This is a genomic window from Blautia parvula, from assembly GCF_020215665.1.
Taxonomy (GTDB): Bacteria; Bacillota; Clostridia; order Lachnospirales; family Lachnospiraceae; genus Blautia; species Blautia celeris.
Genome location: NZ_CP084061.1, coordinates 5,255,667 through 5,274,997, shown reverse-complemented (window position 1 = coordinate 5,274,997; position 19,331 = coordinate 5,255,667). Strand labels below are relative to the sequence as shown.

Here is a 19,331-nt window from a genome sequence, read left to right as displayed (position 1 = left end):
ACTCTGTCTTTATTCTATTTCCGGCTGTATCTGCACAGCGGTCTCTTTCTTTAACTCTCTCTCAAGAAGCAGTAAAAATCCAAGAGCCGCAGCCCCGCACAGCGCACCTATGGCAAATACCACATTGATATCCATGCCTGCACCCAGCACGGAATTGGTGACAGCAGGGGCGCTTAAGGTTGCCACAATAATTCCAAACATAACATACCCGTAATTCTCCCCGGAATGCTTCATACCGAAAATAGAACTTGCCAGGGAGGGAAAACTTCCCATAATGCCGCCGTAGCAGGCATACATCAGCACCACGCACACCGTAGTCATCGGTGCCGGAGCTGTGATCAGAAGGACCATGGCAAGGACTATGAAAGCCAAAACCCCTTTCAGACAGATGGTACGCCCCACCTTATCTGCGGCAGTAGGCAGAAGAAGCCTGGCAGCTGCGTTGCAGACGGAACCCGCCATGACCGAAGTGACGGCTATGCCTGAGGCTATGCCCCTGTCCATCTGGACGGTCTGGGACAGAGGCGAAAGAATCAGATAGGGGATCAGCCCAAACAGCATGACTGCCAGCAAATAATAGAATTTCTTTGTCCGCAGCATCTCCCCTGATGAATACTGGCGTCCCTCATAGAGCGCAGCAGCAGACTCTTTTCCTCCGCCAGATCCAAGATCCCGTTTCTCCGGATTTCTGATAAAAATGCTTGCCAGTATCCAGGCCAGCGCCAGTACGGAACCGATCGTCAGCAGGGTAAACTGAATGCCCCGCTCTGCCAGCAACACTCTGGAAAGCGGAGCCAGAAAAAATCCGCAGAGGCCGTTTGCTGTCACGATAACCCCTGACGCAAAGCCTGTCCTGTCAGGAAACCATTTCTGGGCTGTGGATATAATGGTGGTATATATCATGCCCTGCCCAAATCCCTGCATGATCCCATATGTCAGATACAGCATAACCGGTGACTGCCGCATGGAAAAAGCGGACAGCAGAATCCCCGCCGCGAATATCCCGCCTCCCACAGCCACCACGATCCTGGGGTTTGATCTGTCCTGAATCCTTCCCCCGATAATATTTCCCGGTACAAATGCCAGAAAGCTTAAATAGAATCCCATACTGGCCTGACTCTGGCTCCAGCCTGTCAGCTCCATGGCGTAGGGCTGGTATATGGACCATATATGCGGATACCCTGTAAAAAATATGGCAAAGGCACCGAAGATCAGTATCAGATATTTTGTCTTTGCACTGGTTTTATTCTCTCTCATAATCTCTCCCTCGCTCCCTTTGTTACTGCTTTATGTAAACCACTATTCCCCTATTTTTGTTTTAAAATACCGGACAGCAGCGTACACTGCTGTCCGGTCATTGTTCTTACTGTGCCCGGAATGAATTTTCAGACAGGCATTCGTATGGTGTGTTGAATACCAGAATATGACGTTTTACATTCTCATATGTCCCCTGCACCATAGCCTCGTTCAGGTCAAAGTAATTGTGTTTTCCCTCTGAGGCAATGTACTCCTCCACTTTCTTTGTCAGGCAGTTAAAGCTTGCAGTCGCAATGTTTACTTTCCTGATACCAAGGGAGATTGCTCTCTGGAAATCAGAATCCGTGATGCCGCTGCCGCCGTGAAGCACCAGGGGAATATCCACTTTATTATGTATCTGCTCCAGCACATCAAAGGCCAGCTTCGGAGCCACCGGATAATTTCCATGCGCGTTGCCGATCGCCACGGCAAGGGCGTCAATGCCTGTCTTCTCTGCAAATACTTTGGCGTCATCCGGGTCAGTACAGCGGATACCATGGTCACAGCTTCCGTCCTCACTGCCGCCTACCAGGCCCAGTTCGGCCTCCACTGTAGCGCCGTACTCTGCTGCCAGTTCCACAACTTTTCTGGTATTTGCAATGTTTTCTTCAAAAGGAAGTGTGGAGGCATCCAGCATTACGGATGTAAAACCAAGCTCCAGCGCTCTCTGAACCGTCTCAAAAGTAAGGCCGTGGTCCAGATGCACTGCCACATCCACCTTAGCTGATTTTGCCGCCTGCACCATCATAGGACCCATCAGGTCAAGGGGGGAATGTTTCAGACGCACTTCTGCGATCTGTAAGATGATAGGAGTATCAAGCTCCTCTGCTGCCCGGATGGCTCCTTTTACCATTTCCATATTGCCTACACTGAATGCACCGCATCCCCTGTTGTTTTTTGCTGCGTTTTCCAGTAATGTTTTCATTTTTACCAGTGCCATAATGATTTTTCTCCTTTATCTCATTCTTTATTTGTATCGGTTCAGGTAACTGTTCAGTCAGGTCTGCGCATTTACTGCGCTGACCGTGCAAAAGAGTAGTGGCGGCAGGTATTCGCCCCATCGCGAAGCGATTTTTAATGGGCGAATACCCGTAACTATTCAGCTGGCTGAATAGTTATCGGTTCAATTTCCTTGGATCGCTTTTGGCGATGTGATCTTTGACCGGCTGCATTTTTCCCTTTTTATTTCTCTCTCCAGAAGAAGCAGGAACAGGAAGGAAATCGCTGCGCATACTGCTCCGATGGTAAATACCACGTTGATGTCATATCCACGTCCCAGGACTGTGTTTGTGATCGCCGGTGCCCCTAAAGTGGCAACCGCGATTCCCAGCATTACATAGCCGTAATTCTCACCGGAATGCTCCATGCCGAAAATGTTGCTGGTCAGTGAAGGGAAACTTCCCATGATACCGCCGTAGCATGCGTATACGAGAACCACACAGACGGTTGTGACTGCTGCCGGTGCGATCACCAGGAGAATCATAGCTGCTGCTGCCACCACTAAAACCACCTTCAGGCAGATGATCCTGCCCACTTTATCCGCTGCTGTGGGAAGTGCCAGACGTGTTCCCGCATTGAACACAGAGCCTGCCATGACTGCTGCCACTGCCACTGTGGATGCGATTCCCCTGTCCATCTGGACTGTCTGGGACAGCGGTGACAAGATCAGGTATGGTATCAGCCCGAACAGCATGGTTGCCAGAAGAAAGTAAAATTTCTTTGTCTTGATCATTTCCATGGAGGAATATTGTTTTCCATCATATCTGTGAATTATATTCCCCCCGGCCTTATTGGCATTCTCCGGATTTTTAATGAAAATGCTTGCGAAGATCCAGGAGATTCCTATCATAACACCGATCACAAGGAAGGTAACTTTGATTCCCTGGCTGGAAAGCAGCGCTCTTGAAAACGGTGCCATGAAAAATCCGAACAATCCATTGGCTGTAACAATCACCCCGGATGCAAAACCGGTTCTTCCCGGGAACCATTTCTGCGCGGTGGAGATAATGGTCGTATAGATCATACCCTGTCCGAATCCCTGTAAAATTCCATATGTAAAATACATCATCAGAGGTGACGGACGAAGCGCCAGCGCGCATAACAGTACACTCACGGTAAATATCCCGCCGCCGCAGATCACCGCGATCCTGGGGCTGTATTTATCCTGGATACGTCCTCCGAAAATATTACCCAGCACAAAAGTGACAAAGTACAGGTAGAAACACATGGACGCCTGACTCTGGCTCCAGCCTGTCAGTTCCATAGCGTAGGGCTGGTAAATGGACCAGATATGGGGATACCCTGTAAAAAATACTGCAAAGGCACCAAATATCAGTATCAGATATTTTGTTTTAGAATTTGCTTTTCCTGTCATGATAGCTTTCCTTCCTCTTTTGATAAACTCTTTGTTATATATTGGTTATCTCTTTGCATTTAAAGTATCACCTTTTGGGTACTTAGTCAATAGTTTTTGATGATTTTTTGTATTTATTTCATTAAGCCCTTCACAATTTACCCAAAATATACTATACTTATACCAAAACATATTGGAAACCGCTTACTGCAGGCCCTGTGCCGCGCGATGCCAGACCTCCGTAACCGCTCAGACAGGTCAGCTTGTCTGAATGGTTACAGACTTCCGGGAAAGGATATTTTTATGCGTACAAAACGAATTGATTTAATAGAGACTTTCATTGAACAGGAAAAATCCGTGTCCCTGGATACCCTGTGCGAAAAATTTAATGTATCTAAAAACACGATCCGAAGGGATATTGATGACCTTGTGAAAAAGGGTACTGTAGAAAAGGTATACGGCGGCGTGGTCAGCACGCAGCAGGCCTCAGATACACGTCTGCTGCCCTATGAACAGCGCCATACTGTGCTGAGCGCAGAAAAAGATGCCATATCAAAAAAAGCTGCCTCCTTTGTGGAGAACGGGGATGTGATCTATATTGATACGGGAACTACCTGCCTCAATATGGTGGATTCCCTGTCCCATTTAAACTGCACGATCATAACAAACAGCCTGCAGATTTATATCCGCGCAGTCCCCTATCCCAATCTCCAGGTTATTTCCCTGCCGGGAATCCTGAACAGGGACACCCTCTCCTTTGTAGGAAGTGAGATTCCGGGATATCTGCGGACCTTCAATATAACCAAAGCGTTCATGGCCTCCACAGGCGTGACCATTGAAAACGGCCTGACAAATGCCTCCGCGGAAGAGTATGCGGTTAAAAAAGCGGTCATTCAGAACAGCCAGACACGCTGCCTGCTCTCAGACCACACCAAATTCGGCAAGTTTGCACTTATGACTTACTGCCGTCTGAACGAAGTGCAGCATATTATCACAGACCGGCCGCTGGCGGAGGAATATGAGGATTACTGCCGGGAATACGACATCTCTGTCCACCTGGCATAAAAGCAATGCGTTTTTTTATACAAAACAGCCGAAGGCACAGGCTCCATCCGGAACCGGTACCTTCGGCTGTTTTCAATATTTTCAATTATCTGCAGCAGAGAACACGCTTTGTATTTTCTCTGCTGACATACCATAGAGGTAACAATTTTATAAGCCTGTCTTCTCAGCAATGAATTTTCTTGCCTTGATGGCATACTTAAGCGGATTGGCTTTTGCAGGGTCCTGCTCTGCCTCTACCAGCATATATCCTTCATATCCTGCCTCTTCCAGCACCTGGAAGATTGGCTCAAAGTCTATGCAACCGTCTCCCGGTACTGTGAACGCGCCCAGGCGCACGCCTTCCAGAAAACTTAAATTCTCTTTCTTTACCTTCTCCACCACTTCCGGACGGATATCCTTTAAATGTACGTGTTTGATCCTGCCCACGTACTTCTTTACCATCTCAAGAGGGTCTGCGCCGCAGTAGGTGAAATGGCCGGTATCAAATAACAGGCTCACATATTCCGGGTCTGTATTTTCCATCATTCTCTCCACCTCGTCCGGGTTCTGCACCACGGTTCCCATGTGGTGATGGAAGGTCAGGCTGATCCCGTACTCTTCCTTCGCGATCTTACCCAGTCTGTTCATACCTGTACAGAAGGTCTCCCACTCCTGATCATTCATCACGTATTTGTGGCCGAAAATGGGGGTGTCCTGCATGCCCTGTACGCTGTGGCTCTGCTCGGATGCGCCGATGATCTTGGCGCCCATTGCCTTTAAGAACGCAAGCTGTGCGCGGAACTCCTTCTCCACCTCTTCAAAGGGCTTTGTGATCAGAAAGGAGGAGAACCACTGATTGCAGATCTCCATGCCGCGAAGCTCCAGGGCTTCTCTCAGCACTTCCGGGTCTTTGGGGTATTTATTTCCAACCTCAGAACCTGTGAAGCCTGCCAGTGCCATCTCGCTGACGCACTGCTCAAAGGTATTCTCTTTTCCCAGGTCCGGAAGGTCATCATTGGTCCATGCAATGGGTGCGATTCCTAATTTTACTTTATCTTTATTAAACATAGTCTGTCTGCCTTTCCTTACATGATTTCAGAAATTTTAACCGGTCTGTGTTCCTCGCAGGATTTCTTTGCAGCCAGGCCCATAAGTACGGGTTTCAGGCCATCCATAACGTTCAGAGGAGTCTCCTTGTCATTTTCGATTGCGTCGATGAACGCTGCGATCTCTTTTCCGTATGCATCCATATATCTCTCCAGGAAGAAGAACATGGGTTTTTCACCTGTCACACCGTCTGCGTTGCTGATAACTGCGGAGGACTGGCTGTCATTGCTGACTGCTACCATTCCCTCAGAACCGAATACTTCAGCTCTCTGGTCATAACCGTAAACAGCTTTTCTGCAGTTGTCGATCACTGCGATCGCGCCGTTTTCCATCTGTAAGGTGATAACTGCTGTATCCACGTCACCTGCCTCACCGATAGCCGGATCAACCAGGTTAGCGCCCTGTACATAAACCTCTGTGGCATCACAGCCAGCCAGGAAACGTACCATATCGAAATCATGGATCGTCATATCCAGGAACATACCGCCGGAAACTTTCACATAGTCAATGCTTGGCGGTTCCGGGTCGCGGGAGGTGATCTTAATGATCTCCGGTTTGCCGACTTTGCCTGCTGCAACTGCCTGCTGCACTGCCTCAAAGTTGTGATCAAATCTTCTGTTGAATCCTACCTGGTATTTAATGTCAGTTCCTTCCAGTGCTTCGATAACTTCTTTGATCTTATCTACATCATGGTCAATCGGTTTTTCACAGAAAACATGCTTTCCTGCTTTGATCGCTTCCAGAGAGATGGGAGAATGTGTGTCTGTGGATGAGCAGATCAATACCGCGTTGATTTCCGGATCGTTGATGATCTCCTTGTAATCTTTTGTTGTATGCTCCACACCCATGCTCTTTGCCCATGCTGCTGTCTCATCATTTAAGAACGGATCTGCAACTGTTTTGATCACTGCGTCCTTCACTCTTGTGCTGATACTTGTGATATGTACTCTTCCGATTCTGCCTGCTCCGATAATACCTACTTTTACCATTTTCTGATCTCCTTTTACTCATTTTTATGATTTTATGGTTCTGCGTGTGTCTTTTGATGTGTGCCCGAACACGCATATCTGATAATGTTATAATATCATTGCGTGCCCGAAAACGCAACCCTGAATTTTGTACAATTTTACCATAACATTTCTATTCATTTTTACCAAAAAAACCTGCCGGGGCAGCATCCTATGTGTAGTGACGCTGTCCCGGCAGGCCGGGCATTTCTGTGAAAATCTGCTGTATTTTGTAACTGTTCAGTGCCCTCACAGTTACAGGCAAAAATCCATGCAAAATCGCCTTTGGCGATGGAATTTTTGCTTGGCTGCTAAACGTTTTCTTACGGTCAGCGCAGTAAATGCGCAGACCTACTGAATAGTTACTGTATTTGTAACTATTCAGCCAGCTGAATCGTTACGGGTATTCGCCCATTAAAAATCGCTTCGCGATGGGACGAATACCTGCCGCCACTACTCTTTTGCACGGTCAGCGCAGTAAATGCGCAGACCTACTGAATAGTTACTGTATTTTACAGATTCTCCGGTATGGTATATTCATTTCGGATAAATATCTCCGTGTACTGCAGCTCTCCCTTGGGCTGTTCCCCGTTAAAGAGAAGGCGAAACAAGATCATTACCGGTTCATATCCCTGTATCTGTGCATCCTGTCCGATCAGAAAATGGATACTTCCTTCCCGCATCAACTCATAGTTTTTACCCATAAAATCATTGGCTATCATTTTAACGGTGCCTGCCCTGCCGTATTTTGCCAGCATTCTGCATACACCTTCCTCACCGTGGGATGTCATGTAAATACCTTTCAGATCAGGATTTTCTTTCAGAATCTTCTCTGTAGCCTGTCCTGCCAGATGATTATCCTCAAAACAGTATTCCGGTCCCACCAGTTCAATCTCCGGGTATTTTGCCTTCAGCTCCGAACCGAAGCCGAGAACACGGTTACTCAGAGACGGATTGGAACTGTATCCTGAAATAACAGCCACCTTTCCGCAGCCTCCCACCAGTTCCCCCATCAGGCCTGCCGCCGCGCGTCCGCACTGAAAGGCATTCTGGCCGACAAAACAGAGACGCTTCGTATCCTCCATATCGGAGTTAAAAGTCACAATGGGTATATGGTACTCCTCCACAAAAAGATTGATATGCGCCTTTATCTCCTCCTCCTCAATGGGAACCATGGCGATGGCGCTCACACCTTCACTTCTCATGTGCTCCATGGCGTCTATGGTGTCTCTGCCGCTTATGTGAGGGATTTTACAGAGAAGGACCGTCCCGCCCAGGCTGTCCACCTCGTCCTTTGCACGTTCAATCCCCTCCAGGACGCACTGCATAAAGGGGGTCTCTGCTGCCTGGAGGATCACCCCTATCTTAATGTTATTTTTACTCATAGAGAGGGCACGTCCAAGCTGGTTGGGCTTATATCCCATCTCCTCCGCAATTTGTCTGATCCGATCAGCCACTTCCGGCTTAATTCTGCCCCGATTATTGAGGGCCCGGTCCACAGTTCCCCGTGAGACTCCAGCCGCCTCTGCGATCTGCCGTATTGTCACTCCCATACTGTCTCCTTCTGACGCGCCCCTGTGTGCGTTCCTGGGCACGCAATGTCTATGACTATTATATAATCCCTTAGTCAAATGTGCAAGAGATATCCGTTCGCACTGGCTGCCTCGGGATTTTGCTTCGCATCGCGCAGCATCCCCTTGGGGAAAACACCTCCCGGGATATTGACCGTGCATAGTAACATTTCCATGCCTTTGGCCTGAAAACACCTGGCGGGACAGTGGGGTGTGAAAAGTAACGTATTCATACTGTTATTCCATCTTCCTGATCTTCTGTTCAAACTCTTCGACTGTCTCAGCCCTGGCTGCATATTTTATCCACTGCTTCAAAATCTCAGGGTTCTTCTGCCCCATAATTTCCGCCTGTAATTTTTCAGGCACTTCTCCCAAATCAAGCAGCAGATCCAAAACAGATTCTGTTTTTCCTTCCATTTTTCCTTCTGCCTTTTTTGCATCCATCTCATCTTTCATTAACTCTTCCAATGCTTCACACATTGTCTTTACCTCCTTGAATTTATCCTGATTCGCACGGACAATCAGATTCATCACCGATTTATACAGTTTATTTTCTTTATGCTCTCCGTACTGCTCAATCAAACGCCTTACGGTATCTGCCCCTTCCAGGTCGTCAGTCAGACTTTTCAGCCATAAATTGTGTTTCTCCGATAATTCTTTCGTCAGAATCATCTGTATGGGAATCTTATCTCCGATAATATAATAGATCCCATCCTCTACTCTGGTGATCTGATATCCCCTTTCCTCCTTCAGATGCCGTATAAGACTGCGCGGATACCTGTGACATACAAATGTTATGGTGATATCTTGAATTTTAATACTGTCTTCCCTGGATGTATCCGCCTTGTAAAAACAGGCATAGCCATAAACTTTATAGAAATCGTCTATACTCAAATAATCTGTCGGACTCTTATATTCTACAATATTATATTTCCGAAAGATCCTTCCGATATTTTTTCGTACAGGCACTTCCTGTTCCTTTTTTACGATCAGCACGTCAATCTCCTTTGGTTTTGTCCCCAACTGATGTTCATTTTCAAAAATCAGAAGACCTGCCTCCGCTTCCAGCTCAATCTGAATATCGGCATAAAAGGCAGGATGCCACTGCAGCACATGTGTCCTCCGTTTTTCCATATAAAACCTCCTCCTTATTCCATAATAGAAAAACGCTTCGTTGATTTTCTATTATCATAAATGAATGACTGCAGGAGGTTTCTAAGCGCTTCAGAAAACCCCTGCTAAAATGAGAGAAAAGCACGAATTTTCCGAAAAGACAGGTCAAAGATGCAAACCTGCTGTTATGAAATGCTCTTAGATATTTTGTATCCTGATTGGATCCAAAACCAGAAAAGTTACATAGAAAATATGCTTTTCATAATTCTAACATATCATGAAATTAACCGCAACAGTATTTTTGCCCCGCTGCATTTGAATCTGTCAGGCAGTGACTGTTCACTGCGTACTCAGCAACAAGCTTCGCGATGCACAGATATAAAGCATTCGGCTCCATATCGTCCTGGCCGCCTGGGGATTTCCATGCCTTCGGCCTGAAAATACCTGGCGGTACAGTGGTGCATTTAACTATTGACATCTCTCTTTCATTCTGTATAATAGTTCTATATGGAACAGTTTTATATAGAACTATCTACTACGCATTTCTGCCGCAAAACCGCAGCAGAATATACTTTATCAAAAAGGAGGATGTTATGAACGCACTGAGCGATGCTCTGACAACAAGCTGGCTTTTTCATCAGCTCTATTCCAGGAAAATAGGGGAAAGCGCGTCCCGTTATGGCGTTTCCAAAACAGAGGCGGATATTCTTCTCTTCCTCTGTAATAATCCCGGTTTTGACACAGCCAGAGACATTGTGAATATCCGTGGAATCGCAAAATCATATGTATCAAAATCCATAGAGATACTGGTCCAAAAGCAGTACCTGACAACCTCAGTGGACCGAAGGGACCGGAGAATCACACATTTGCGGCTGACGGAAGAAGCTAATGCTGCACTTACGGATTTAAGAAAAACACAGGAAGAAATCTTTGCTCTTATCACACAAAAGATACCGGAAGAAAGAAAAAAAGAGGTGAACCTGGCTTTCCGCCAGATAACTGAGAATATAAAGGAGGCACTTGAAAAATGATACTGAAACTGATCGTCTATCTGCTGGCAGGAATGGGGGCCGGAATCGGGACAGGCCTTGCAGGTCTCTCGGCTGCTGCCGTAATATCTCCCATGCTGATCACCTTCCTGCACTTTGATCCCTATCAGGCTGTGGGAATCGCCCTGGCGTCTGATGTACTGGCATCGGCAGTCTCTGCCTATACCTATAAAAAACACGGAAACCTGGATGTACGCCATGGTGTCATCATGCTCTTCTCTGTCCTGGCCTTTACCCTGGTGGGAAGCTATATTGCATCCCTGCTGCCGGGCACCACTATGGGAAACTTCTCCGTCTTCATGACACTGCTTCTGGGCATCAAATTTATCATACGTCCTGTCATGACAGAAAAAAGCGCCCTGGAAAATAAAAGCGAGAGGACAAAGATCATCCAGTCCCTTCTGTGCGGCGCGGTGATTGGCTTTATCTGCGGATTCATAGGCGCCGGAGGCGGTATGATGATGCTTCTCATCCTCACAAGTGTACTGGGATACGAACTGAAGACTGCGGTTGGCACCAGTGTGTTTATTATGGCTTTCACCGCATTCACAGGCGCTGCCTCCCACTTCTTCATTGACGGTTCCCTGCCTGATCTGGGAGCACTTTTCTTCTGCATCCTGTTCACTTTTCTGGGTGCCAGAGTCGCAGCTCTGTTTGCCAACAAGGCGCCGGCCAAAACCCTGAACCGTGTCACCGGCGTAGTGCTCTCTCTTCTGGGTCTGCTCATGGTAGGTGTAAAATTTTTAAGCTGATATACAAAGATACTGCCGCAGAACATTTCCTCACAGGTCCTGTTCCACGGCAGTATTTTTTGCGGCATAAATAGTTACCACAATTTTCAATTAGAGGGGCATTTATTATATAAGCTGTACATGCAGGAGGCTGCGATCTTCTGCAGGACAGTTCATACCTGTCTCAAAGATATTTTAAAGCCCTGTCTTCTCAGCAATGAATTTTCTTGCCTTGATGGCATACTTAAGCGGATTGGCTTTTGCAGGGTCCTGCTCTGCCTCTACCAGCATATATCCTTCATATCCCGCTTCTTCCAGCACCTGGAAGATTGGCTCAAAGTCTATGCATCCGTCTCCCGGTACTGTGAACGCGCCCAGGCGCACGCCTTCCAGAAAACTTAAATTCTCTTTCTTTACCTTCTCCACCACTTCCGGACGGATATCCTTTAAATGTACGTGTTTGATCCTGCCCACGTACTTCTTTACCATCTCAAGAGGGTCTGCGCCGCAGTAGGTAAAATGGCCGGTATCAAATAACAGACTCACATATTCCGGATCTGTATTTTCCATCATTCTCTCCACCTCGTCCGGGTTCTGCACCACGGTTCCCATGTGGTGATGGAAGGTCAGGCTGATCCCGTACTCTTCCTTTGCGATCTTACCCAGTCTGTTCATACCTGTACAGAAGGTCTCCCACTCCTGGTCGTTCATCACGTATTTGTGGCCGAAAATGGGAGTGTCCTGCATGCCCTGTACGCTGTGGCTCTGCTCGGATGCACCGATGATCTTGGCGCCCATTGCCTTTAAGAACGCAAGCTGTGCTCGGAACTCCTTCTCCACTTCTTCAAAGGGCTTTGTGATCAGAAAGGAGGAGAACCACTGATTGCAGATTTCCATGCCGCGAAGCTCCAGGGCTTCTCTCAGCACTTCCGGGTCTTTGGGGTATTTATTTCCAACCTCAGAACCTGTGAAGCCTGCCAGTGCCATCTCGCTGACGCACTGCTCAAAGGTATTCTCTTTTCCCAGGTCCGGAAGGTCATCATTAGTCCATGCGATAGGTGCGATTCCTAATTTTACTTTTTCCTTATTAAACATTGTTCATTCTCCTTTATTCACTGTCTTTTGTCCGGGGCCGGTGCCTCCGGCGTGCCGTTCCTTTGTTCTTGAATAAAGAATACCAGAATTCAGTCATGGCTTAAATCGGAAATTTTTTTAGCTTTGTTGTCATTTCATATGCTGTTTTCCGGTCTCCTGAGAATGTGGAATTTTTTTGTGTCTTTTTTTTAGAAATCCCTTCTTCCGGATAGTCACTGGCTGTGTTCCCTGCGATAATCCGCGGGACTGCAGTCATTGAGCTTCTTAAATGTCTTGGAAAAATAATGGTAATCATTGAATCCCGCCTCAGATGCCACATCCTTGATCTTGTAATTGGTGGTGCAGAGAAGTTCCTTGGCACATTCCATTCTGCACTCCTGTAGATAATTGGAAAAACCGATCTCCATCTCCTGCTTAAAGAGATAACTCAGGTAAGCCGGATTCACTCCCGCCGCTTCCGCAGCGTCCTGCAGGCTGATGGGTTTCTTATAATTACCGTTTATAAATTCAATGGCATGGCGCACAGCCCCGGATACGCCGGCGGGTACCGCTATTTTTTTATCAGCAAATAATTCCCGGCTGTAACTCTCGGCAATCCTGCACAGCTCATCCATATTGTGCACATTGCTGTAAAATTCCGCCGGCCGTTCAAGACCAGCCCTTTTATCCAGGCGTCTGAGCCACTGGAGAACCAGTTTGCTGTCCACATGCGTACGCTTACAGGCATCCGTGACACGCCTCCACATTTCTGCAAGTTCCTCCTGCTTCCTCCCCTTTTTCAAGATCTCAATCCGCTCATACAGCTCTTCCGCGGCTTCCGGAAGCCTGGAACTGATCTCTTTTCCATTGTCAAAATAGAGGATATCGCTGTCATCATAAAAACTCAGCTTCATCATTTCTCTGGCCTGTTGGTATGCCTGACGGATACCCTCCTCGCCGAAACAGATATTGCTCACCCCAATCCCGAAATGATACGGCTCCTTTTTGCAGTACCTGAAGCAGGCGGATGCCACATTTGTCAGGCGCTGGCGCATGACAGAGCTTCTCCGCATGGATGACATATCCAGAAAGCAGCAGAATATCCCGGCTCCCAGGTAAATGATCTCCGCATAGTCACTGTCCTCCTGCAGAAGGTCCTCCATCTCTGTCATCAGCCCATGGCGGAAGCTCTGGGAATACTGTTCCGCCTCCAAAGGACTCCATACCTGGTTCTTCTCATTCCATTCGTGCATGAACATATTGATGACCGCACTGTTCTGGAACCGCCCGCGGATACCGGCTTCTGCTCTCTTTGCCTCCCGCTCCTGCCCGTTTAAGGTGCCGGAGAGAATGCCGTTGAAAAAGTGGTATTTCAGGGTATGGCTTCCCATACGAATCAGTTTCCTGGTCCGTTCCTGCTCACTGCTTTTCTCCAGTCGTGACTCGATCTGGTGCCTGGACTTTTCCAGGATATCCAAAAGTGTATCCTCATCCAGAGTATTTTTCAGGATATACTCGTCTGCTCCCAGGCGCATGGCCTCCTTGACATACTCAAAATCATCATGACAACTCAGAACCATGATGTATATATTTTCCTTCTCTTCCCTGATATGGCGTATCAGTTCAATGCCGTCCATAAGCGGCATGGAGATGTCTGTGATGATCACGTCAATCTTCTCTTCCTCCAGAACGTGCAGGGCCTCCTCGCCGTCCTGTACATCCTTTACCACCTCATATCCTGCTTTCTCCCAGGCATTCAGAGTCTTCAAATAACTCCTGACTAAAAAATCATCATCCACTAATAATGTACGAAACATAGGCCTCATCCCCTTTGTCACATTTTATCTGTCTGTCAAATATTCACTTCCCTGTCTGCCGGCAGGAAGATGGTGGCAGTAGTACCGTTTTCACTGCTCTCATATGTAATTCCGCCTTCCGCCTCATAATAGAGTTCCAGACGTTCCCGCACATTCGGCACGCCGATGGCACTCAGGCCGTTTGTCTTCTTGGCTTTGCTGGAGAGCAGTTCCTCTATCTGCTCCTTTGTCATTCCCCGCCCATTGTCAATGACAGACAGCGTCAGCCGTGTGCCCTCCACTCTGCCTCTGATCACAAGACGCCCGTTGCCGCCCTTCATATCAATTCCGTGAAGTATGGCATTCTCCACCAGGGGCTGCAGGATCAGCCTGGGAATATAACATCCATAAGCATCCTTCGCAATATCGTACTCCACATCAAAACTTCCCTGATAGCGAAATTCCTGCAGATGGATGTAATTTTTTAAAATATGCAGTTCATCCGCCACGGATATAAAAGTTCCCTTCTTATTAACGCTGGCCTGCAGCAGCTCCACAAAATCTCCGATGAGGCCGCCCAGCTCCTTCTCTCCCTTTATCAGGGCCGCGTATTTGATAGAATTCAGTGTATTGTACATAAAATGAGGGGTGATCTGATACTGCAGCGCCTCAAGCTCCGCGTCCTTTTTCAGTCTCTCCTCCTCGATCACCCTGGCGATCAGATCCTCCAGGTTGTCAAGCATGTGGTTAAATTCCCGGCAAAGGGTTCCGATCTCATCCTCTGTGGTCACATCCACCCGAAGGCTCAGATCACCTTTGCTGACCTTTTCCACGGTATCTGTCATATTTTTAATGGGTTTATACATGGCTCTGGTAATGGATGTGGCAAGAATGCCGCCGATCATGAGAAACAGCAGAAAAATAGCCACCAGAAATATCTGCATCTGCTTCAAATCCCGCAGAACCTCACTTTTCTGAATATCCATATACAGACCGCATTTGGAAAATGCCCCCTGATAGAAAATACGGATCTCCCTGGCATCCTGACTCTCAATACCGCTGGTACTTGGCAGTCGGTCCACGCCCTCATATACCTGCCCCACACTCTCATAATCCTTGCTTGTGACGATCTCCCTGTTTTTATCCAGAATCAGCGCCTTGGACACCTTCTCATCATACACAGGTTCCAGATATTCGTAAAAAAGTGTCCTCTCCTCTGTGTTTGCCAGCATATATCCCAGCACGATGCCGTCATCATCTGTGACAGCCTGAATGCAGGAAAGCTGTTTTCCCGTGTCATGGACCATATCCCCGAACATTATGGGGACTGCTTCCTCGGTCTCCGTCCGGCGTATCTTCTCGATCTCCGCCTCCGGAATATCCCTTTTGCACACAGGATAGTCCTCTGAGGTGACAGCGATCCTCTCATCCGGAAAAATGAAATACAGCGAGCTTAAATCCTTGTATTCTGTGCGGTAATTTCTCAGAAGTTCTGCAATCCCATCCAGGGCTTCACCGCTATGTGATGACCTGTATTCTTTTATGTATTGGACCATATTTATATCGCTGGCTGCTTTTACGTTGATATAGTAAATTTCCTGGAGGGAATCATCCAGGGAGGTAACCGTCTGCTTTACCCTGCCGTAAAGGTTCGTGGAATAATTCTCCTCTATCATCCCTGCTGATTTAAAATAAAATACCACAGTGATAGAACAGGCGGTCACTATGGTCACCACCAGAATTGCCAGCAGCACCTTGCTTCTGATACTTTGCAGCATACTCTCTCCTTTGCCGTTCATACATTCTGACGCACGTCACTTATGCGTACATTATAACATAGAACCCATTAGAAATCACGCCTCCGAAGACTTCGGTAAAGAATGTTACTGTTCACTGCGTGCCCAGCAACACGCTTCGCGGGACAGTGGCGTGTGAACAGTAACAAAAGAATAACAGAAGTGTGCCGCTAAAAAAGCAGCACACTTCCGGTCTATAGAGGTCTTCCTGTAAACAATATAGGAATACGGATCAATATTCGATTTTAACAATACCGCCTTTTTTCCATGCTTCTGTGGTAGCGAAACCAATCTGGGTAGATTTTGTTCCGTCGTATACAGTCACTTCCGGTTTTCTTCCGGATTCTACACAGTTGATAAACTCCTGCATCTCAAGCTGGTAGGACTCTGCGAATCGCTCCGGGAACCCGCTTACACATTCAACCACTGCACCGTTCTTGTCGTAGATCATGCACAGATTCTTCTCCGGAACCGGACTGATACGCAGGGAGCCTTCGGTACCGATGATCTCTGTCTCAACATGGTAACCATGAGCTGCAGTACGTCCCACATGTACAAATCCCAGTGCGCCGTTTTCACAGCGGTACATAGCTACACCTGTCTCGTCATCCCCTGCTTCTTTGAATTCCGGATGTTTGAAGGTCGCGCCTGCAGCGTAAACTTCAACAGGGTCGGAACCTAAGAACCATCTCATCAGGTCAATATCATGAATCGCCATGTCAATGAAGATACCGCCGCTGGTAGCCGCGAACTTGATGGCGCCCTCCACCAGTGCTTCCGGGTCAATCCCTGTTGCCTTTACCATGTAAGGAGTTCCGATTGCGCCCTCCTCGATTTTCTTCTTTGCATACGCATAGGATGGGTCAAAGCGGCGCATAAATCCCAGGAAAAATGCCAGCTCCGGATGACGCTCAACAGCTTCCTCTGCCAGCTTACATTCCTCCACCGTAACACCAAGGGGTTTGTCGGAGAAAACGTGCTTTCCTGCGTCAAGAGCTGCCGCGATCTGCCAGCAGTGCTCACCGCTTGTAGTTACGATAGCCACAGCATCAATGTCTGCCTTTTCCAGCATTTCACGGTAATCAGAGTAAACATCCTGGACACCCAGTTCCTTCTTTGCATATTCCAGCTCTGCCGGCATGATGGAGCAGGCCGCTGTCAGCTCTGCATTCGGAATCTTGAATGCGATGTTGTTTGCGTGTACTTTACCTAATCTTCCTAAACCTGCGATACCTACTTTTACTTTTTTCATGTTTTTACCTCTTTCTTGATAATTAAATAATTGAAATTTATATTGAAATTTACAGCAACACATATATCACTCAGACTGACAGCTTGTCACATAATCCCAAATCAGGTCTGCTGCCTTCTGTACGGAAAATCTGCTTGTGTTGATCATCAGATCATAGTTCAGAGGGTCTCCCCACTTCTGTCCTGTATAATAGTTATAGTAACGCTCACGTGTCTTATTCTCTTTTTCCAGTTCCTTTATGGATTTGTTCCCGTAAAATTCCTTTGCCCGCTCTCTTCGGAATTCCTCATCTGCGTAGATGAAGAAATTGTAGCATTCCGGAAATTCTTTTAAAACCACGTCCGCACATCTTCCCAAAAATACAGCGCTCTCCTTCTCCGCGATCCTGCGGATAACTTTTGCCTGTTCCCGATACATTTTATTATAGGAAGGAATGGATTCATATCCCAGGGAATTCACACCCTCCATAAAGGAACCCATGCTGTTATCCGGCATTTTATAAGACATATCCAAAATGGTATCCATATCCATGTCTGAATCGCCCAACTTCTCTGCTGCCAGGTACAGAATCTGTCTGTCATAGCAGCGGGTCTCCATTTTCTTTGCAAGCAGCTCTGCAATTTCCTTGCCGCCGCTGCCATACTGACGGCTGATGGTAATCAATGTACGTTCTTTCATATCTTATAACTCCCCTCTTGACTCACGTTCGATCAACTCTTTCATAATATCCGGGTACATCCTATCCAATTTGTACAGAGCAAGTGTGATAAATGCCACTGCTGCAATAAGAATCGGTCCGAATTTATAAATATTTACGATCATGTTAAGTGCTGTTTCCGGCTGGGCTGCGGTTCCCACAGAAGAGCTTACATAACCTGCCAGGGAGAGAAGCCCTGTCATAGCTGCAGATGCAAGACCTGCGCCTACCTTTGTTCCGATAGAACCGCCGGCAAAAATAAGGCTTTCCTGTCTGATGTGTGTTTTCCACTGTCCGAATTCCACTACATCACCTACCATACCGAATACAACCGCATTCAGCGGAGCCAGGCCGATGGCACGTGCCACACAGCTCATTACCATCCACGGGAAGCTGTATGGATTTAAGAAGAACAGAAGCTGTCCTGCCAGCGCGATCAGTGAACCCACAAGAGCAATATTACGTTTTCCGAATTTACGAATCAGCGGTGTACAGGCGAAGATGCCTGCTACCAGTGTCAGTGTCTCTGTCAGGAAAAGAGCACTGTACATCCATGTATCATTTCCGAATATGTATTTGCAGTAGTACGGTAAAATGGTTCCTGAGATACCGAAGGAAACACTCTGTACCATCCATAATACCAGAACTGCCCAGAAATACTGGTTTTTAAAAAGTGCTGCAAATCCTTTTCCAAGGGGTACTTTCTCTGCTTTTTCCTTTGCCTCAATCCTTACGGTCTCTTCACATTTGAAGAAGCATACCAGAAGAAGAATCAGTGCCAGCACTGCCCAGATGGACATGGTCTTAACCCATGCTGCCTGATCATCTCCGAAAAGTTTAACGATTGGAAGTGTACAGGTGGCTGCAATGATCTTACCGATGGGAGAGAGTCCCATTCTCACAACACTCAGCATATCTCTCTCAGAAGAAACCCTGGTCATCATGGCTGAGAGGCTTCCGTAAGGAAGATTGATGGCTGTATAACATACAGTTGTACAGAAGTTATAAGTTACAAACAGATAAAGGAACTGAAGCATTCCTGTGGTATGCGGCACTGTAAACAGCAGAACTGCTGACAATGCGAAGGGTACGCTCATCCAGAGGATCCACGGTCTTGATTTTCCCCATTTGGAATTGGTACGCTCTACGATAACACCCATGATGAGGTCAGACACACCGTCAAAAAGCCTTGACAGCAGCATCATCAGGCCTACGGTAGCCGGGCTGATTCCCACATAGTCTGTGTAGAACAGAGTAAGCAGCGTGCCGATCATTCCGAACACAACGTTGCACGCCACATCACCGCTGGCATAAGACAGTCTGGTTCCCCACGACAGCTTTCCTCCGGTTATTTTCTGTGCTAATTCTTTTCCCATTTTGTTTCCCTGCCTTTCTTTGAATCATCCTTTTGATGATTTTATTTTACCTTTTTGCAGGGAAAATCC

The 19,331-nt window shown here is 47.2% G+C and carries 16 protein-coding genes; 3 read left to right on the top strand and 13 right to left on the bottom strand.

All coding sequences use genetic code 11. The features are described 5' to 3' along the window. Positions 1-9: 9 nt before the first annotated feature. The 3 genes from LC508_RS24040 to LC508_RS24030 all read right to left on the bottom strand — a co-directional run bounded on the left by LC508_RS24040 (position 10) and on the right by LC508_RS24030 (position 3,670). Positions 10-1,257, bottom strand: coding sequence for an MFS transporter (locus LC508_RS24040; protein WP_033143088.1), 1,248 nt, complete (start codon positions 1,255-1,257; stop codon positions 10-12). 106 nt (positions 1,258-1,363) lie between these two features. Beyond that, on the bottom strand, positions 1,364-2,236 hold the full coding sequence (locus LC508_RS24035) for a class II fructose-bisphosphate aldolase (protein WP_033143087.1): 873 nt from the start codon (positions 2,234-2,236) through the stop codon (positions 1,364-1,366). Positions 2,237-2,419: 183 nt separating this feature from the next. Next, positions 2,420-3,670 (bottom strand): MFS transporter, encoded by a 1,251-nt coding sequence (locus LC508_RS24030; RefSeq protein ID WP_033144202.1) that lies wholly within the window; start codon positions 3,668-3,670, stop codon positions 2,420-2,422. Between the two features lie 282 nt (positions 3,671-3,952). Here LC508_RS24030 and LC508_RS24025 point away from each other — a divergent pair, with 282 nt between their 5' ends. Continuing rightward, the gene (locus LC508_RS24025) at positions 3,953-4,714 is read left to right on the top strand and encodes a DeoR/GlpR family DNA-binding transcription regulator (protein ID WP_033144203.1); all 762 of its coding nucleotides are present in this window, start codon (positions 3,953-3,955) and stop codon (positions 4,712-4,714) included. 147 nt (positions 4,715-4,861) lie between these two features. Here the strand turns inward: LC508_RS24025 and iolE (LC508_RS24020) are convergent, their stop codons facing one another. The 4 genes from iolE (LC508_RS24020) to LC508_RS24005 all read right to left on the bottom strand — a co-directional run bounded on the left by iolE (LC508_RS24020) (position 4,862) and on the right by LC508_RS24005 (position 9,512). Then, a complete protein-coding gene (iolE, locus tag LC508_RS24020; RefSeq protein ID WP_186970943.1) occupies positions 4,862-5,761 on the bottom strand; it encodes a myo-inosose-2 dehydratase in 900 nt (299 codons plus the stop codon). A gap of 17 nt (positions 5,762-5,778) precedes the next feature. Next, a complete protein-coding gene (gene iolG / locus LC508_RS24015; protein WP_033143670.1) occupies positions 5,779-6,789 on the bottom strand; it encodes an inositol 2-dehydrogenase in 1,011 nt (336 codons plus the stop codon). Between the two features lie 530 nt (positions 6,790-7,319). Continuing rightward, positions 7,320-8,360: a LacI family DNA-binding transcriptional regulator gene (locus LC508_RS24010; protein ID WP_033143669.1), complete on the bottom strand. Its 1,041-nt coding sequence runs from the start codon at positions 8,358-8,360 to the stop codon at positions 7,320-7,322. 255 nt (positions 8,361-8,615) lie between these two features. After that, positions 8,616-9,512 carry a 3-isopropylmalate dehydrogenase gene (locus LC508_RS24005; RefSeq protein WP_118594227.1) on the bottom strand — a complete coding sequence of 299 codons (897 nt, stop codon included), beginning with the start codon at positions 9,510-9,512 and terminating at the stop codon, positions 8,616-8,618. Positions 9,513-10,084: 572 nt separating this feature from the next. Between LC508_RS24005 and LC508_RS24000 the strand changes: the two genes are divergently transcribed. Next, positions 10,085-10,522, top strand: coding sequence for a MarR family winged helix-turn-helix transcriptional regulator (locus tag LC508_RS24000; protein WP_158587381.1), 438 nt, complete (start codon positions 10,085-10,087; stop codon positions 10,520-10,522). Next, on the top strand, positions 10,519-11,292 hold the full coding sequence (locus tag LC508_RS23995) for a sulfite exporter TauE/SafE family protein (protein ID WP_033143665.1): 774 nt from the start codon (positions 10,519-10,521) through the stop codon (positions 11,290-11,292). The genes LC508_RS24000 and LC508_RS23995 overlap by 4 nt, the downstream gene beginning before the upstream one ends. 174 nt (positions 11,293-11,466) lie before the next feature. Here the strand turns inward: LC508_RS23995 and iolE (LC508_RS23990) are convergent, their stop codons facing one another. From iolE (LC508_RS23990) to LC508_RS23965, 6 genes are all read right to left on the bottom strand, one after another. Then, the gene (gene iolE, locus LC508_RS23990; protein WP_148392405.1) at positions 11,467-12,366 is read right to left on the bottom strand and encodes a myo-inosose-2 dehydratase; all 900 of its coding nucleotides are present in this window, start codon (positions 12,364-12,366) and stop codon (positions 11,467-11,469) included. Positions 12,367-12,578: 212 nt separating this feature from the next. After that, a complete protein-coding gene (locus LC508_RS23985) occupies positions 12,579-14,162 on the bottom strand; it encodes a response regulator (protein ID WP_118593860.1) in 1,584 nt (527 codons plus the stop codon). 35 nt (positions 14,163-14,197) lie between these two features. Beyond that, the gene (locus LC508_RS23980; protein WP_033144159.1) at positions 14,198-15,919 is read right to left on the bottom strand and encodes a cache domain-containing sensor histidine kinase; all 1,722 of its coding nucleotides are present in this window, start codon (positions 15,917-15,919) and stop codon (positions 14,198-14,200) included. 250 nt (positions 15,920-16,169) lie between these two features. After that, positions 16,170-17,189, bottom strand: a complete 1,020-nt coding sequence (locus LC508_RS23975; protein WP_033144227.1) for a Gfo/Idh/MocA family protein — start codon at positions 17,187-17,189, stop codon at positions 16,170-16,172. A 66-nt stretch (positions 17,190-17,255) separates the two neighbouring features. Beyond that, a complete protein-coding gene (locus LC508_RS23970; protein ID WP_033144226.1) occupies positions 17,256-17,867 on the bottom strand; it encodes a cytidylate kinase-like family protein in 612 nt (203 codons plus the stop codon). A 3-nt stretch (positions 17,868-17,870) separates the two neighbouring features. Then, positions 17,871-19,262: an MFS transporter gene (locus LC508_RS23965; protein WP_033144225.1), complete on the bottom strand. Its 1,392-nt coding sequence runs from the start codon at positions 19,260-19,262 to the stop codon at positions 17,871-17,873. Positions 19,263-19,331: the final 69 nt, after the last annotated feature.

Bases quoted from the DNA above. Each gene is read 5' to 3' on its own strand.
- LC508_RS24040 (WP_033143088.1), bottom strand. From the start codon at position 1,257: ATGAGAGAGAATAAAACCAGTGCAAAGACAAAATATCTGATACTGATC.
- LC508_RS24035 (WP_033143087.1), bottom strand. From the start codon at position 2,236: ATGGCACTGGTAAAAATGAAAACATTACTGGAAAACGCAGCAAAAAAC.
- LC508_RS24030 (WP_033144202.1), bottom strand. From the start codon at position 3,670: ATGACAGGAAAAGCAAATTCTAAAACAAAATATCTGATACTGATATTT.
- LC508_RS24025 (WP_033144203.1), top strand. From the start codon at position 3,953: ATGCGTACAAAACGAATTGATTTAATAGAGACTTTCATTGAACAGGAA.
- iolE (WP_186970943.1), bottom strand. From the start codon at position 5,761: ATGTTTAATAAAGATAAAGTAAAATTAGGAATCGCACCCATTGCATGG.
- iolG (WP_033143670.1), bottom strand. From the start codon at position 6,789: ATGGTAAAAGTAGGTATTATCGGAGCAGGCAGAATCGGAAGAGTACAT.
- LC508_RS24010 (WP_033143669.1), bottom strand. From the start codon at position 8,360: ATGGGAGTGACAATACGGCAGATCGCAGAGGCGGCTGGAGTCTCACGG.
- LC508_RS24005 (WP_118594227.1), bottom strand. From the start codon at position 9,512: ATGGAAAAACGGAGGACACATGTGCTGCAGTGGCATCCTGCCTTTTAT.
- LC508_RS24000 (WP_158587381.1), top strand. From the start codon at position 10,085: ATGAACGCACTGAGCGATGCTCTGACAACAAGCTGGCTTTTTCATCAG.
- LC508_RS23995 (WP_033143665.1), top strand. From the start codon at position 10,519: ATGATACTGAAACTGATCGTCTATCTGCTGGCAGGAATGGGGGCCGGA.
- iolE (WP_148392405.1), bottom strand. From the start codon at position 12,366: ATGTTTAATAAGGAAAAAGTAAAATTAGGAATCGCACCTATCGCATGG.
- LC508_RS23985 (WP_118593860.1), bottom strand. From the start codon at position 14,162: ATGTTTCGTACATTATTAGTGGATGATGATTTTTTAGTCAGGAGTTAT.
- LC508_RS23980 (WP_033144159.1), bottom strand. From the start codon at position 15,919: ATGCTGCAAAGTATCAGAAGCAAGGTGCTGCTGGCAATTCTGGTGGTG.
- LC508_RS23975 (WP_033144227.1), bottom strand. From the start codon at position 17,189: ATGAAAAAAGTAAAAGTAGGTATCGCAGGTTTAGGAAGATTAGGTAAA.
- LC508_RS23970 (WP_033144226.1), bottom strand. From the start codon at position 17,867: ATGAAAGAACGTACATTGATTACCATCAGCCGTCAGTATGGCAGCGGC.
- LC508_RS23965 (WP_033144225.1), bottom strand. From the start codon at position 19,262: ATGGGAAAAGAATTAGCACAGAAAATAACCGGAGGAAAGCTGTCGTGG.